At 44.6% G+C, this 14,231-nt stretch carries 18 protein-coding genes; 11 read left to right on the top strand and 7 right to left on the bottom strand.

All coding sequences use genetic code 11. From position 1 onward, the window contains the following. The coding region (locus tag WA381_RS16750; protein WP_336138616.1) for a DJ-1/PfpI family protein at positions 1-643 on the bottom strand (643 nt) is incomplete at its 3' end. Between the two features lie 117 nt (positions 644-760). Between WA381_RS16750 and WA381_RS21015 the strand changes: the two genes are divergently transcribed. Beyond that, on the top strand, positions 761-1,522 hold the full coding sequence (locus tag WA381_RS21015; RefSeq protein WP_231506394.1) for a putative quinol monooxygenase: 762 nt from the start codon (positions 761-763) through the stop codon (positions 1,520-1,522). On the opposite strand, the gene WA381_RS16760 is transcribed toward WA381_RS21015, so the two are convergent. Further along, entirely contained in the window at positions 1,475-2,203 is a 729-nt protein-coding gene (locus WA381_RS16760) for a reverse transcriptase domain-containing protein (protein ID WP_231506392.1), read from the bottom strand. The genes WA381_RS21015 and WA381_RS16760 overlap by 48 nt on opposite strands. Before the next feature lie 1,225 nt (positions 2,204-3,428). On the opposite strand from WA381_RS16760, the gene WA381_RS16765 reads away from it, so the two are divergent. The 5 genes from WA381_RS16765 to WA381_RS16785 are packed head-to-tail and all read left to right on the top strand — an operon-like array spanning position 3,429 to position 5,588. Beyond that, positions 3,429-3,863, top strand: coding sequence for an energy transducer TonB (locus tag WA381_RS16765; RefSeq protein WP_156085893.1), 435 nt, complete (start codon positions 3,429-3,431; stop codon positions 3,861-3,863). 30 nt (positions 3,864-3,893) lie between these two features. Next, a complete protein-coding gene (locus WA381_RS16770; protein WP_156085892.1) occupies positions 3,894-4,262 on the top strand; it encodes a YnfA family protein in 369 nt (122 codons plus the stop codon). A gap of 35 nt (positions 4,263-4,297) precedes the next feature. Further along, positions 4,298-4,726: a GNAT family N-acetyltransferase gene (locus WA381_RS16775; protein ID WP_197044378.1), complete on the top strand. Its 429-nt coding sequence runs from the start codon at positions 4,298-4,300 to the stop codon at positions 4,724-4,726. Between the two features lie 52 nt (positions 4,727-4,778). Next, a complete protein-coding gene (locus tag WA381_RS16780) occupies positions 4,779-5,234 on the top strand; it encodes a GNAT family N-acetyltransferase (protein ID WP_156085890.1) in 456 nt (151 codons plus the stop codon). Between the two features lie 24 nt (positions 5,235-5,258). Continuing rightward, a complete protein-coding gene (locus WA381_RS16785) occupies positions 5,259-5,588 on the top strand; it encodes a zinc ribbon domain-containing protein YjdM (protein WP_014948132.1) in 330 nt (109 codons plus the stop codon). Positions 5,589-5,678: 90 nt separating this feature from the next. On the opposite strand, the gene WA381_RS16790 is transcribed toward WA381_RS16785, so the two are convergent. Next, the gene (locus WA381_RS16790) at positions 5,679-6,536 is read right to left on the bottom strand and encodes a LysR family transcriptional regulator (RefSeq protein ID WP_156085889.1); all 858 of its coding nucleotides are present in this window, start codon (positions 6,534-6,536) and stop codon (positions 5,679-5,681) included. Positions 6,537-6,707: 171 nt separating this feature from the next. Between WA381_RS16790 and glyA the strand changes: the two genes are divergently transcribed. Further along, a complete protein-coding gene (gene glyA, locus WA381_RS16795) occupies positions 6,708-7,964 on the top strand; it encodes a serine hydroxymethyltransferase (protein WP_156085888.1) in 1,257 nt (418 codons plus the stop codon). 47 nt (positions 7,965-8,011) lie between these two features. Here the strand turns inward: glyA and WA381_RS16800 are convergent, their stop codons facing one another. The 4 genes from WA381_RS16800 to WA381_RS16815 all read right to left on the bottom strand — a co-directional run bounded on the left by WA381_RS16800 (position 8,012) and on the right by WA381_RS16815 (position 11,894). Then, positions 8,012-8,227, bottom strand: coding sequence for a hypothetical protein (locus tag WA381_RS16800; protein WP_231506390.1), 216 nt, complete (start codon positions 8,225-8,227; stop codon positions 8,012-8,014). A 150-nt stretch (positions 8,228-8,377) separates the two neighbouring features. Beyond that, positions 8,378-9,649: an NRAMP family divalent metal transporter gene (locus WA381_RS16805; protein ID WP_156085887.1), complete on the bottom strand. Its 1,272-nt coding sequence runs from the start codon at positions 9,647-9,649 to the stop codon at positions 8,378-8,380. 309 nt (positions 9,650-9,958) lie between these two features. Further along, entirely contained in the window at positions 9,959-10,756 is a 798-nt protein-coding gene (locus WA381_RS16810) for a substrate-binding periplasmic protein (RefSeq protein WP_014975545.1), read from the bottom strand. Positions 10,757-10,775: 19 nt separating this feature from the next. Beyond that, the gene (locus tag WA381_RS16815) at positions 10,776-11,894 is read right to left on the bottom strand and encodes a porin (RefSeq protein ID WP_156085886.1); all 1,119 of its coding nucleotides are present in this window, start codon (positions 11,892-11,894) and stop codon (positions 10,776-10,778) included. A gap of 289 nt (positions 11,895-12,183) precedes the next feature. Here WA381_RS16815 and WA381_RS16820 point away from each other — a divergent pair, with 289 nt between their 5' ends. The 4 genes from WA381_RS16820 (at position 12,184) to WA381_RS16835 (ending at position 14,224) form a co-directional block, all read left to right on the top strand. Continuing rightward, a complete protein-coding gene (locus WA381_RS16820; RefSeq protein WP_156085885.1) occupies positions 12,184-12,438 on the top strand; it encodes a Rho-binding antiterminator in 255 nt (84 codons plus the stop codon). A gap of 48 nt (positions 12,439-12,486) precedes the next feature. Continuing rightward, positions 12,487-12,873 (top strand): VOC family protein, encoded by a 387-nt coding sequence (locus WA381_RS16825; protein WP_156085884.1) that lies wholly within the window; start codon positions 12,487-12,489, stop codon positions 12,871-12,873. Between the two features lie 91 nt (positions 12,874-12,964). Next, on the top strand, positions 12,965-13,276 hold the full coding sequence (locus WA381_RS16830; RefSeq protein ID WP_156085883.1) for a hypothetical protein: 312 nt from the start codon (positions 12,965-12,967) through the stop codon (positions 13,274-13,276). Between the two features lie 222 nt (positions 13,277-13,498). Then, positions 13,499-14,224, top strand: a complete 726-nt coding sequence (locus WA381_RS16835; protein ID WP_156085882.1) for a YitT family protein — start codon at positions 13,499-13,501, stop codon at positions 14,222-14,224. Positions 14,225-14,231 lie beyond the last annotated feature (7 nt).

The raw sequence follows: 14,231 nt of genomic DNA on the forward strand, positions 1-14,231 counted from the left end.
GAGCTCGAACATAAGCACGCATTTTTCTTTTTGTGATATTAAGTTTTGGTTGTTGACATGGGGGAGTCCACATAAGCTTTTGCACTACATGCAATGCAATGGTGACCCAGGAAAGTGGGCCACCAGCAGTGATGATACCGTTATCATCAATTAATTCACTTGCCCATACCGCATTCGCCTTTGGGAATCGTTGCTTTAATTCATCATGTAACCACCACGTGGTAGTGCATTTTCGGTTATTAAGTAAGCCCGCCTCTCCAAGTGCAAATACACCGCTACAAGAGCCACACATGAGCGCTCCTTTTTTATATTGTGTAGCCAACCATGAGCAGGTAAGCTTATCTGTAGTGGTTTGGGGTGGGTGTCCTTGACCATTTGGAATAAACCCCGGTACCAACACTGCATCGCAATGCTTAATTGAAGCAAAATCAGAGTCGACCTCAAAATTACGCCCATGCCCGTCAGTTATCGGCTGCCCATCATGATTCGCCAAAATCACGTTTGGGTGCCACTCCACCTTCGAAAGTGCTCCATCTCCAGACTTCTGCACAAAATGCAAACCACTTAATGCAAAGATATCAACCATGCCCATTAGCCCTGATGGTAAGGCGTTATTCACTGAAAGAATCACAATTGTCGTCACCCATACACTCCAAACAAGTAATGGCAAATATTGCATGCATGATGTCTTTTTTGTCACTACTGGTCAAGCTGCGCCAAACCCTACAATGGCACCTCGATTTCAACATAAGGGGAATCTATGAAAACTTTCAATCCTATGCGTAAAGCAAGTATTTATCTAACTGTATTTCTATTCATTTTAATGAATGCGTCTATATCACGCTCAGAAGTACCAAAACAGGAGACTATCATGAAAGAAGCAACCTATATTCCATTTGAGGCCAAGTCTGGACAAGACAAAGAGCTAACTGCTTTTCTAAAGGAAGGCGCAACACTGGTCGCGCAAACTGAACCCAATACATTGTATTGGTATGCGCTTAAAAAAGACGATGGCAGTTTCGGAATTTTTGATTTTTTTCCAAATGAAGCGGGCCGGTCAGAGCACTTTGCAGGGAAAGTAGCAGCCGCATTAAATGCCAATGCAGATACGCTCGTAGCGCATGGTTGGGATAAGGGGGTTGTTGCTAATATTTCTAACTTTAGCGTTTTATCCTATAAAGAACCTGACACAGACTTAGAAAATGCAACAAGCGCAACTTATATATTGTTAAAAGCCCAACCAGGAAAAGAGCAAGAATTACAGCAGCTATTAATCGGAGCCGCACCTGTTGTCGCAGAAACTGAACCAAAAACGTTGTTATGGACATCACTTAAATTAGATAGCAACACTTTTGGTATTTTTGATACCTTTACCGATGAGAGTGGAAGAGAAGCTCACTTTGCCGGGAAAGTTGCTGCTGCCCTCAAGGCCCAAGCGGATGATCTTGTCGTTGGCGGCTGGGATAACGGTGTTCTAAACAACATTCATAATTTTGAGATTATTGCAGAAGCTGGCAAATAATTTTGGTCTTCTAGCTTGTTTGCTCACAATTAGCCTAATCGGGTAGCCGGAGGTATCTAGCCTCCAGCCCCCACAACACCCTGCATGCGGCTCCGCACAGGGCGTTTCATTTAGGGTAGTGAAGCGCAACTTATGGCCAAGGTAGGTCATGAGTAAATCGTGATTAACGCGGTCAAAGAACTTAGACAGATCAACATCCACGGCGAAACGACGTCCCGTTTTGATAATGCTGATTACCCGCTTCACGGCTTGCTGCCCATTTCGATGTGGCCTGAACCCAAAACTATTATCTGAGAAGGTTGGGTCGAAAATAGGCGTAAGGACTTGGGCAATCGCTTGTTGGATAACACGGTCAACGATAGTTGGGATCCCTAATTGACGTTTTCCGCCATCAGGTTTGTCAATCTCAACGCGTTTCACCGGTGAAGGTTGGTATTGGCCTGAGCGAAGCTCAGTCATAACACGTTTCCAGTTTCCGGCGTTTGCCCAAGCGGGGAAGTCATCAATGGTCATGCCATCAATGCCAGCGGCCCCTTTGTTGGCTCGAACCTGCTTCCATGCCGACACAAGATTGGAAGGCTGGAGAAAAAGTTCGAGTTGATCTGCGCTAAAGGCTGGCTGCTCATCAGTACGCTGAGTCACGTCACTACCGGACGGCATTCGTGTGTTCAAGTCTGACAAGGCTCCTCCTTTATTCTAAATGTTTCTTGGCGCGTTGTGCAGCAACTTGGCCGTGTCCCAGCCATTACGCTGGGCATTTGGCTACTATGCCGTCTGCTGACTTCTGCTCTATCACCGCCACAGTTACCTGTAACAGCGCTATCGGTTTGCATCGAATTCGCTCGCAGTGGATGATGCGTTTCCTCTGCGCCAAGGCACTTGTATACCAGAGCCTTACTGGTATTCACCGATCGCTCTTAGAGCAGATCTCCCCAGATAAGAGCATGAACTGTCTCTGCACTGCTGCATCATTTACGGTGGCCGTTAGATCACATGGTTTCGTTGTCTTGTGCCAACTCACCTTCAGCCTACGCCTCATATGATGTTCTTGTTCATCAGCTCGCAGATTTGCTAGCGGCTTCCTCCAGACTATCTCTCACGATTTAGCCCTTGCCATTCGCTAGTAGTTCGCGTTGAATAACAGTGTGTTAAACAACGGTGATCTTCCTACAGAGGACTTTCACCTCATTAGTTCATGCCCATGCTGGGCGTACACAAGGCGCTAAAGTTCGCTTCCTTCGGTCTCTCGGACGCATACATGTGGGGCGGCTTCGCCATTATGCCCCACGCGCCTGCGCCCTTCATTGAAAAGCTATGAAGTGTAGAATCATTTAAGAGGACTTTTTATGAAACTCTACCCTTATCAAACGATACAAACTGTAAACCTACCAACTCTTTTGTTCGCAGCTAGAGCTCTTGGTATTTTCGCCTATATATTTTCTTTTTTTACTGTTCTACTATGGGGCGCAGCTTTCGCTGTCGATCCTAGAGTCAGAGAAACTTGTTTACTTGTTAGCATAGGCACATTTTCCGCTACTATTTGCTTTTTAGTTATTAGCGGGTTATGCGCTGCCGTTGTTTCTTGCGAACAAAAATACACTCAAGGATAGAACGCTACACAACAAACCAAGCCAGCGGGATACAAGCACATACGTTCCCGTAACTTCGCTTTGTATTTTGGCCTACGTATTTTTCCTATAAGCAGGGTGTTAGCCTCCCCATCAAAGAAGTTGAACAACAATGAATGAAAAAATACTGAGCCTCGGTGAGAAGTGCCTTAGGCTATCCCAGAATGTTCTTTTCTTTTCTTTTATTTGATTCAATGCGTTAAGTGGTATCTACCGAATGTACAAATCGTGTTAGCGTAGAATCTAGGAAATATGTCAAACAAGACAAGGAAAGTTATATGTTTTATAAAGCGTCGCTATTTTCACTCTGCTTACTGTCTGCCGGCTCCTTTGCCGATACCATTTATGGCACGGTAGAGCTTACGCACTTAACACCCACTCAAGCAGAAAGTACGTGGCAAAGAGAAAATCAAGTTGTGCCTCGCTATCCAATGAAGCTAGCACAAAAAAGCATTGCAGGGTGCGGCATTTTTAAAGTTAACGTTGATGCTGAAGGTACCACTAAGAGCATTACATTAGTTAACTCGGTACCTAAAAGGGTTATCGAAAAACCTGCTGCTAGAGTCATAGAGGAATGGGACTGGACGCTGGTAGAAGGAAAGTCGGCTGCGAGCGAAGAAAAGCTGATTCGATTAGATTTTTGTTTGGGCGCAAGCTCTGAAGAAGAAGCCCATCAACTGTGTAAGCAACAAGCCAGCATGGCGTGCGAGTAGCGCTTTAATGCCCTTTTCAAAGAGCATTGTTTGCTTACCAGCAGTATTTCGAAAGAGGTCTGCCCGTTGGAATTAAAAACCATTGGTTTGTTTGTTATTACTGCACTTGCTGAAATTATTGGGTGCTATCTGCCCTATTTATGGTTGAAAGAAGATAAGTCCATATGGTTGTTAGTACCAGCGGCTATATCGCTCGCGCTTTTTGCTTGGCTGTTATCACTTCACCCAACCGCTGCCGGGCGCGTATACGCGGCTTACGGTGGTGTTTATATTTTTATGGCTATTATGTGGCTTTGGCTTGTTGATGGTGTGAAGCCAACGTTATGGGACTTGGTGGGCACCTTTGTCGCTTTGATTGGTATGGCGATAATTATGTTCGCACCAAGAAGTCATGGATAAAAGTCTTGCTTTCAATAAATAACGAAGAAAACGCGATGAAGATTACCTTTGTGACAAGTACGAACCTACCAAGGGCTGCTGAGTTTACCTTTAATAACATGCGCGATTATTACGCTCAGTTTGCGCCTGATTGGGACGCCGAAAAAGTGCTTGGGGTTACCGCAGAGCTCATTAATTACGACATTCAAGTAGACAGCGAAACGGTGGGGGTTATGCGCCTTCAATACGACGGTAACACCTGTATATTGCGCGACCTTCAGCTCATACCCAACTCACAGAATAAAGGCATAGGTAGTGCTGCCATTGAAGAAGCAGAAAGACTAGCGTTAGAGGCCAATACTAACTCGCTTGACTTACGAGTATTCAAAGTTAGCCCTGCAGTTTCGCTTTATAAAAAAGTGGGATTTATCATTAAAAGTGAAGACGACCGCTTTTTTAACATGACTAAACCCTTAGGCACTTAACATACGGGCTTGTACCGCCGTCTATTCAGGATGTACCTAAAAGCCAAAGCACATGAAGATTATTATTGATGATCTCACCGGAGGAGAAGTGCTAGCGCTTTTAGAAGAGCATCTGTCTGATATGTATGCTACATCGCCACCTGAGAGCGTACATGCATTAGATGTTAAAGCACTAAAAGCTTCGAACATTACTTTTTTTAGTGGCAGGAAGCAGCAACAGCTTGCGGGCTGCGTCGCTATTAAAACCCTTGATACACATAGCGTCGAGCTAAAATCTATGCGCACAGCCAAACCGTTTAGAGGGTGCGGTGTAGCGTCTCAGTTATTACTTTTTGCCCTAGAACATGCGAAAATGAAAGGGTTTAGTTCGGTAAGTTTAGAAACAGGAACGCAAGACTACTTTTTAGCGGCCAGAACCCTATACAAAAAGTTTGGTTTTGTTGATTGCGGTCCATTTGGCAGTTACTCATTCGATCCCAACAGCCACTTTATGACCCGAGCGCTTTAATTTAGTATTTTAAGAGAATTCCACATGTCGTTACCTCCTTGCCCGCATTGCCAATCAGAATATGTATACGAAGATCAGCCTCTACTTATTTGCCCTGAATGTGGACACGAGTGGAACCCGAACGAGGTAGAAGAGGAAGTCTCAGCAAAAGACTTCAACGGAACACCGTTAGTAGCCGGCGACAAAATTACGCTAGCAAAAGATTTAAAGGTAAAAGGCAGTTCATTGGTACTTAAAATCGGCACCAAAGCCGTTATCCGACACGTGAAAGACGCCAAAGACCACCAGCTAGATTGTAAAGTAGACGGCGCGGGTGAAATGATGCTGACTGCGCAGTTTGTTAAAAAGGCATAGACGGCCTTTATTGAAAAGCTGTTCCTCCTGTCGGTGCGCTCGCCTTTTTGTTGTTTAGCGGGCGCGCTAGCTATCCCCTGCAATTTCCTGTTAAAAGTTTGCGACTTCGTTGATAATGGTTTCAGTAAGCAAGCTAATCGCTTTCGATGACACTTTCTGAGGGTTAACTAAACAAACACCCACATGCCCAAGCTCGGGTAAACTTTCCGAATTAGATAAAACGTGTAGACCAGGCGGCACCGAACTTTTTGCAAGAACGGTTATGCCCAGCCCTTCGTTAATGGCCGTTTGTATGCCGTTTAAGTCAGCAATGGTATACACCACCTGCCACGGTTTTTTGATAGCCGATAACAGATTGGTTGCTCGCTTGCGGTAAATACACGGCGACGGTGCAGCAATAATAGGCAATTTAGCAGGCACGCTATTTACAAAGCGCTGACTCCCCACCCATACCAGTTGATCTGAAATAATGTAGCCATCTTGCTGAGGATCTGGTGTTTCTTGTAGCGAAAGAATTAAATCGAACTGGCTTTTAAGGGGCTCACTAAGTAAGTCTTTACTTAGCGCACAATGCACCTCTAGCGATATTTCCGGGTAGGTTTGCGTGAACCGTCGAATGATTTTAGGCATAAGCGTTGTGCTAAATTCGCTGGGAATGCCTAACCGAATATTTCCCGTAACCTGCGGCTTGCCGAATTCGGCCATCGCCTGGTCGTTAAGTGCCACTATCTTTTCACCATACGACAATAAGCGACTACCAGCGCCAGTTAGTGCCAAGCGATTTTTGTCGCGGGAAAATAGCTTTTCCCCAATCATTTCTTCTAGTTTTTTTATCTGTAAGCTAATGGCAGGCTGTGTGCGCTGAAGCTGCTCGGCACATTGTGTATAGCTACCCGTCTGTGCAATAAGTACGAACGAACGCAGAAAATCTATCGATAAGTTTTTCATTACTTTGCTTTACACCTCTTTGTTAGCTTTGCCTGCTGTTTTGCCTTGTTAGTGCCAGAACTGCTCACAAGGCTATTTAATAAAGTTATAATGCCATATTTTTTATTAATTTTATTTATTCTTTTTACGCTCCTAGTATCAGATACAAAATAATGACATTTAGGAGCCAGCATGAACCCACTTAACCAGCACCTTCACGAACAAGACCCAGATATCGCAGCATTTATTGCGCAAGAAAACAAACGCCAAGAACACCACATTGAACTGATCGCATCGGAGAACTACACCAGCAAAGCTGTTATGCAGGCGCAAGGCAGTCAGCTAACTAATAAGTATGCAGAAGGCTATCCAGGCAAGCGCTATTACGGTGGCTGCGAGGCGGTGGACAAAGTAGAACAGCTTGCTATCGACAGAGCTAAAGCATTGTTTGAAGCTGACTATGTGAATGTGCAGCCTCACTCTGGCTCTCAAGCGAATACTGCAGTTTATATGGCGCTATTAAACCCTGGCGATACCATTCTTGGGTTGAGCCTTGATCACGGTGGGCACCTTACACACGGTGCAAAGCCTAACTTTTCGGGAAAACTATACAACGCGATTCAGTATGGCTTGAACACAGAAACTGGTGAAATTGATTATGACCAAGTAGAAGCCTTGGCTAAAGAACACAAACCAAAAATGATTGTAGCGGGCTTTTCCGCTTACTCTCGCGTGGTCGACTGGCAGAAGTTTAGAGACATCGCTGATAGTGTAGGCGCGTATTTACTTGTAGATATGGCACATGTTGCAGGCCTTGTTGCGGCCGGTGTTTATCCCTCGCCAATTAACGCCGCACACGTCGTTACTACTACTACCCATAAAACACTGCGTGGCCCTCGTGGCGGGCTTATTATGTGTAAAGCAAACCCCGAGCTTGAAAAGAAATTCAATTCATTAATTTTCCCTGGCATTCAGGGTGGCCCACTTATGCACGTTATTGCCGCAAAAGCGGTAGCGCTTCAAGAAGCCATGACAGCAGAGTTCCGCGCTTATCAAAAGCAGGTAGTTATTAATGCACAAGCTATGGCTAATGTATTTATGAAGCGTGGCTTTGACGTCGTATCTAATGGAACCGACAACCACATGTTCCTGCTAAGTCTTGTAAGCAAAGGAATGACGGGGAAAGAAGCCGACGCGATATTAAATAGCGTGAATATAACGGTAAATAAGAACACAGTACCCAACGACCCGCAGTCACCATTCGTTACCAGTGGCATTCGAATTGGTACACCTGCGGTCACTTCACGCAATTTTAGTGAAGAAGACTGTGCTCAATTAGCCCATTGGATTTGTGATGTGTTAACAGCGCCAGAAGACAATGCAGTAGTACAGCAAGTGATAGATAAAGTGGCAACGCTAACAGCGGCTCGCCCCGTTTATACTAAGTAAAACCTAGTACTATACCGAGCGAACTCGTGCGTTGCAGGTAGCCACCATTACCCGCCACACGAGTTTGGCTCGCTCGTTAAAATTGCTGATTCTTGCTGCCCCCAAAGATGAAGTTCGCGCTCAATATCGTAAGCATTGTGCCAGTGGATAGTTTGCGGCGCTTCTTTTGGACAGCCCCACATTGCCGCACTCATAAGTGAAAGCAGCACGATACGCTTACCCCATGATAAAAGGGTTGAAGGAAATGGTTTTTTGCCACGCACCAGGCTGCGAACTCCTCAAACGATATCATCTACTGTATAGATGAGTATTGCGCTTGGGCTCGCATAAGTGCGCGTATTTTAAATAGTTTACTAACGCGAAACTTGCGCAGCACCTAAAGTGCTTTGCGCTCTCGTTACGGTAGGAAGTGGCTAGCTAAACCACTTCCACCATATAAACACCATTAGAAACCCAAATAGATAGATTAGGCCTAAATAGCTAAGTAGCTTCACTACCACGTTTGGTGCCGCGTCTTGATGAAGCTTGGTTTGTGCCACGAGCTTATGGTTAAGCCAGGCAAACATTGGAGTAGTAATAAAGGCCAGCGTCATCGCAAAGCCTAACATTGCCAATAGCGCAGATTTAAAGAACAACACAATAATAAAACTCGCCACTGCCATGAACAGTAAGACCGGCGTTACCAGCGTATTTCGTGCGTTTTTGTCTTTGTTAAAAAGAAGCGCTATTGCTTCAGCAACCACCCTCGCATACCCATCGTAAACGGTTAGCGCCGAGCCAAATATGCACAAAAATGCAACCAGTGCGATAAGCCAATGCGCCCACTGTCCAATGGTTGATGAGTACATACTAATTAGCTGATGGGAAAAGCCGATGCCGCTGGTACTTACCTCTGTACCGCTGCCATACAAAATTAATGCACCTAAGCCCAAAAACAACAATGCGAGTAGCACCGTCACAACATAACCTAAATTAAAATCGAACAGGGCCGACTTTGGCGTTACGGCTTGCCCTTTGCACTGGCGCTTTAACCAAAGTGATGTAATGGACGATATTTCAATAGGCGCGGGCATCCACCCCATTGTGACTACTAAAAAGCCTAATGTAGCGAGCGTCCAAGGCGAAGGCGGTGCCACGGCAGGTGCTGGTGAAGCAGAATAATTGCTTAGTGCCACCACGAATACGGCGACAGTCGCCACAACAAGCACGCCCATTATGCCTTTGGCGATATTGTCCAATCCTTCAAAATGCCCAGCGAGTAAAATGATTAAAATAAGTGCCAAAACCACTGAAGCGGACAGCGTTATGGCGATATCGAAAGGAATAAAATACGACAATAAGCTTGCAGCAAACAACAACAGCGCTGCAGCATTAACCACCGACGCAATGGCATTCAAACCCAAGGCAACGGCTAAATATCGTCGCCCCATTCCCAAGTACCCTTGCTGAAGGGTTTGTTTTGTGCTGATGGTATAGCTAACGCCTGCTCTAAAGAATGGGTATTTGAGTAAGTTAACTACCAATATAAGCAGCGCTAACTGCCAACCAAACTTCGCCCCCGCTTGAGTTGATGCCACTAAGTGACTACCGCCTACCGCCGCTGTTGCCATAAGCACACCCGGGCCGAGCAATTTTAATAGTGCAATACAACGGGCAAAAAACGATGTTTCAGCTGAATACGACAAGGCAACCTCTAAATGGGCATTTCAAAATAGCCGTTAACCATATCAGTAATATAATAAACAGAAAAGAGAGTACGTGCTCATCTGAAAGGCTTATGGTGTAAGCAGCTGTACCCAGTTTACGCGAGCTATTTCGCCGGAGATTTTAATAGGTATACAAAGCGCCGGTAAATACCCCCTACATCAGTATTATGTGCACTGAAGTATATAGATTATTTTTGTTATCGCACTGCCCTTTTAGTTTAATTTACTATGCCTTTGGCGTTTAGCCAGCGGGGGCTTTTATATAGCCCCTTAGGCCTGAAACGCCAGCTAACGTCTGTCAAAATTCACTTTTTTCTGCGGATGCTGATAGTAGCCTTCTTTTAGAAGGCGTTTAAAGCGGGTCAGTTTTCCGTCCAGCGTTAACTCTTCTAACCCTTTATTAAATAGCGACAAAATAAGCTGACTGTCACTTTCGCCTTTAGGCACTAACAGATGCGTGGTTACAGTTGAGATAAACGGCTTAATGGGCATCACATCTCTGCGGTCGCCACTATCGAAATCACGCTGAAGCAAGTACCATCCGGTTAACTCATCAATGGGAAAAACGTCAATTTTACCGTCAATCAGCGCCTGTAAATTGTCTTTGTCTGTGGCACTTTCCACAACATTACTGCTGCTTTTAATGTAAGCGGCAAGTTCATCGTTGTATAAATACCCTTCTGTTACGCCCATCTTTAGGTCTTTTAAGTCGCTTAATTCAGCCCAAGTATCAGGGCCCTTTTCAGCATTAACATAAAACACCAAACTTTCCGCACTAATAGGGTTACTGTGGAAAAACTCACTTTCCCGGGCGCGCACAAAATTGCCGTATGAGATGGCGTCGTATTCGCCTTTCAGCGTTGCTTCAAGCGCCTCTTCCCAAGGTAAAGATACAAACTCAACCACAACGCCCGTTTCTAAGAACGCATCAGCGATAATGTGATTGATATAACCGTCGTGCTGCATGTCAGTTGACGTATAAGGGGCATACTCTGTGGTCGCTATTCGCAGTTTCATCCACGCATGGGCAAAACTTTGCATTGGAACTAGCGCTAGTATAAATGTCGCTATTAATAGTAATCGCATGTCAAAGTCCTGTTAGTGATTAGAAGTAAATACCAAGGTTTATGTTCAGGCGGTGGGTAGTTTCTTGTCTACCACCTAAGTCGAGTCCCACGCCCGGACCGCCTGAGAACCACATGTTTTTGCCTTGGATACTATCTACATATACAAACAATTTATCCCAGCCAAAGCTACAGCCATTTATCCACTGCGACGAGTTTTTCCCTTCACTTCCTTCACCTTTTGCCACGCTGTACTCTGAGTAACAAGTAAGTGATTCTATGTGAGTAAACTTATAAGGCACAGAGTACACAAGGTTTGCTGAATAGGTTTTACCGTCGGCCGCGGCTAAGAACGGGAAGGTGAAAGAGGATAGCGCTATGCGATCATTTGCTTGCCCTTCTGGTGCAGCCAAATCGTATTCATAATCGATATACTGCAGTTCGACCTTGAGGTCGCCTTGGGTATGACGCATATGCACGGCATAGGCATTCATATCACCATCGTCCAGGGTATCCAGGTTTAAGATGTTGCCGTATTGGTAAGACACGCCAATATCGGTAGTGCCTCCGCGAATAAAGTTTGCCGTGTAGTTAGCGCGTAAATTATATTGGCCGTCTTCTTTATTTCGATATTCACCGTCGTCCGCCACGTCGAACGAATAGCGCCCAAACTCAGCGGCATCGTTGTACTCGTCGTTCATAAAATAGGCGGCTTGAAAATCCCAGTTGCCCCAATCATGGTTTATTTTAACCCCAGCATCGTAATCATCTTCGAAGCCAAGATAATAATTTACCGAGAACCAAAAGTTGTTACTGGCAAAGGGCTGCAAACCAAACGGTGTTTGGGTTATACCTGCGGTAATTTCGGTTTGCTCATCGAAATGATAAGTCAGGTCGGCGAACCTTACTGTGTTGAAATCGGTGTTTTCGTACCATCGATATTCGGCTTTATAGCTAAATTGATCTGACTCACCCGACACGCCAAGTTTGAATGATTCAAATTCGAAACCATCTCTAAACTCGGGAATTTGCCAGTCTTGATGCCCGTAGTTAACCCTAACATGACCGCTTAAATTAAAGGGAAGTTCGTCAGCATTTGCGAAGCTTGAGGTGCACGAGGCTATTGAAACTAAAGAAAATGCGGATAGTAGCTTGTTCATTACTGTTCCTGTATTGAATTTTTGGCGGGAACCCTTTGCTAAAAAATGCCTCTAAGAAACACGAGGGGCGTTCAAGCGCTCAGGTGTATCGCGCACCAAAATAAATCCTTCAGTACTAACAATACTGAGCAAACCTTAAAAAAAGATCATTTGTTAAAGTCACACTTCTGTGAAGTGACTCATGGAAAGTGAAGTGCTATGTATGCGCGGTAGATGCAGAAAATTTTACTGTAAACGTCAGGTCTTATCTACTAATTGGTCGCCACTTGTACAGCGAATAGGGGAATATGTGAACATAGCGTGCCAGCTTTACGACTACATCGAAATTGCCTGTATGTATGGGCTTGAAGTGAGCGTGGTGTTAAAAGACGGGAATACGATAAACGGTACAGCACTGACCACAGTTATCGATAGACACAATGACGTGGCCACAGAGTGTATCCAAATGTCCATCGACAAAACCAAGCAAAATATTGCGCTTAATGAAATCGCTCAACTTCACGCAATAACTGACAACCCGCATTTCAGCTCAGTCAGCTTTTAGGTAGTATGCGCAGCTAACTTAGCTTAACTTTCAAAGTGAGCCTGATTTATGACGCTAAACCTCTCGGCCATTACTTTTTTTGTAGACGACTACGACAGTGCCATTGAGTACTTCACCACGGTTTTAAACTTTACCTTAACCGAAGACAAAGTAACCGGCGAAAACTCGCGTTTTGTTCTGGTAACCCCACCTCACAGCGCTACGAGCTTGTTGTTGGCGCAAGCGAAAAATGACACAGAAATGGCACTCATTGGCAGGCAAGCCGCCGATAAAGTATTTTTAATTTTGAATACTGACGACTTCTGGCGCGACTACAATGCCATGCAAAGCAAAGGGGTGGCGTTTTTAGAAACCCCTCGAGAAGAAGTGTATGGTACGGTAGCCATCTTTAGAGATAAGTTTGGCAATAAGTGGGATTTGATCCAAACCACCTAATTGCACTTTATATAAGTACGCCTTGTCGTTGTGATATTTTTTCTGCAAGGCTTTAAGTGAATAGTGTAAGGAAGTAGAGGAGAAGTAGCACGTGCAGGCCATGAAGCGTTCCATTATTGCTGATGTTGTTGCAATAGCGGCAATAGCACTGTTGGTCACTACGACGTTTTATTGGATAGAAGCAAGGCGCGAAGTCATAATTCTCTGCGATAATTTTACGCCTGGCGTATCGAAAAAGAGTGTCGAACGCCAGCTAGATACTGCAAACTTATTGTTGTGGGATACAGAGTTTGTTGCAAATGGCAGCAAAATTGAAGCATATAGCCCTCTACACTTAGGCATTATGAAATGCAGTGTAGAGTTTAATAAGCAAGATATTGTTGTATTCTCTATTGTTGAGTAATCAAACTCCCTAACAGCTTCCTCTACTTTTTGCGTTCTATGTGAACCAGGTTGGTGCAACGTTTACATCGACGCAACACCCTATTCACCGGTGCGCTAAAAGTCGTAAAGGCAAACTTACCTTCCGCCATTTATCGCACCGAGTTAACTTTTCATCTAGCTGTAACCCACTGCGTTGTAAACGTATAATTACGAAGTGTCTTCTTAACGCAAACTTTTTCTTATGCAAAAAACAAAACACAGTGTCATCGAGGATGTTTTCGCCCTGATAAGTGCCGGCTTGTTTGTTGCTTTTGGCGTATATTTATTTCAGTCTCAAGACTTAATGGTAGGTGGCGCGGCAGGCTTAGCGCTGTTAGGTACTTATGCCGTAGATATAGACTTCGGCTTGCTATTCTTTCTGATTAACTTACCGTTTTACACCCTAGCTTGGACGCAAATTAGCAAGCGTTTCACCATTAACACCTTTATATCCGTCACCACGGTTTCTGTACTAACTGAGCAAATTCCAGCGTTTGTGGATATTAGCCACGTAAATCCATTTTTCGCGGCGGTATTTGGCGGTATTTTAATTGGTGTAGGTATGCTGATGATGTTTCGTCATAGCTCAAGCCTTGGTGGCGTTGGTATTATGGCGTTCTATTTACAACAGCGTTTCAATATTAGAGCCGGTACATTCCAGCTAACCGTAGATAGCTGTATATTACTTAGTGCTCTGTTTTTCATCGCTTGGCCTTTAGTGCTAATTTCAATTTTAGCGGCATTTTGTTTGAACATGGTTATTTCGCTTAACCATAGACCAGAGCGTTACTTCCCAGTGCAAGGCGAATCTGAATCAAAAAAGGCAAACGCTGAGTCAAACAACGCCGATACCAATCACATGGAAAATCGTGCTGAAAACAGCCTAGAACAGTGCTTAGACAGCGAGCTTCGCGCACAAAACGGCTAAATTTACT

The organism is Alteromonas sp. CH_MED4-4, from assembly GCF_037029575.1.
GTDB classification, from domain to species: domain Bacteria; phylum Pseudomonadota; class Gammaproteobacteria; order Enterobacterales; family Alteromonadaceae; genus Alteromonas; species Alteromonas macleodii.

Excerpts from the sequence above, each read along its gene's own strand:
- WA381_RS21015 (WP_231506394.1), top strand. The coding sequence starts at position 761 with ATGAAAACTTTCAATCCTATGCGTAAAGCAAGTATTTATCTAACTGTA.
- WA381_RS16765 (WP_156085893.1), top strand. The coding sequence starts at position 3,429 with ATGTTTTATAAAGCGTCGCTATTTTCACTCTGCTTACTGTCTGCCGGC.
- WA381_RS16775 (WP_197044378.1), top strand. The coding sequence starts at position 4,298 with ATGAAGATTACCTTTGTGACAAGTACGAACCTACCAAGGGCTGCTGAG.
- WA381_RS16780 (WP_156085890.1), top strand. The coding sequence starts at position 4,779 with ATGAAGATTATTATTGATGATCTCACCGGAGGAGAAGTGCTAGCGCTT.
- WA381_RS16785 (WP_014948132.1), top strand. The coding sequence starts at position 5,259 with ATGTCGTTACCTCCTTGCCCGCATTGCCAATCAGAATATGTATACGAA.
- WA381_RS16790 (WP_156085889.1), bottom strand. The coding sequence starts at position 6,536 with ATGAAAAACTTATCGATAGATTTTCTGCGTTCGTTCGTACTTATTGCA.
- glyA (WP_156085888.1), top strand. The coding sequence starts at position 6,708 with ATGAACCCACTTAACCAGCACCTTCACGAACAAGACCCAGATATCGCA.
- WA381_RS16810 (WP_014975545.1), bottom strand. The coding sequence starts at position 10,756 with ATGCGATTACTATTAATAGCGACATTTATACTAGCGCTAGTTCCAATG.
- WA381_RS16815 (WP_156085886.1), bottom strand. The coding sequence starts at position 11,894 with ATGAACAAGCTACTATCCGCATTTTCTTTAGTTTCAATAGCCTCGTGC.
- WA381_RS16825 (WP_156085884.1), top strand. The coding sequence starts at position 12,487 with ATGACGCTAAACCTCTCGGCCATTACTTTTTTTGTAGACGACTACGAC.
- WA381_RS16835 (WP_156085882.1), top strand. The coding sequence starts at position 13,499 with ATGCAAAAAACAAAACACAGTGTCATCGAGGATGTTTTCGCCCTGATA.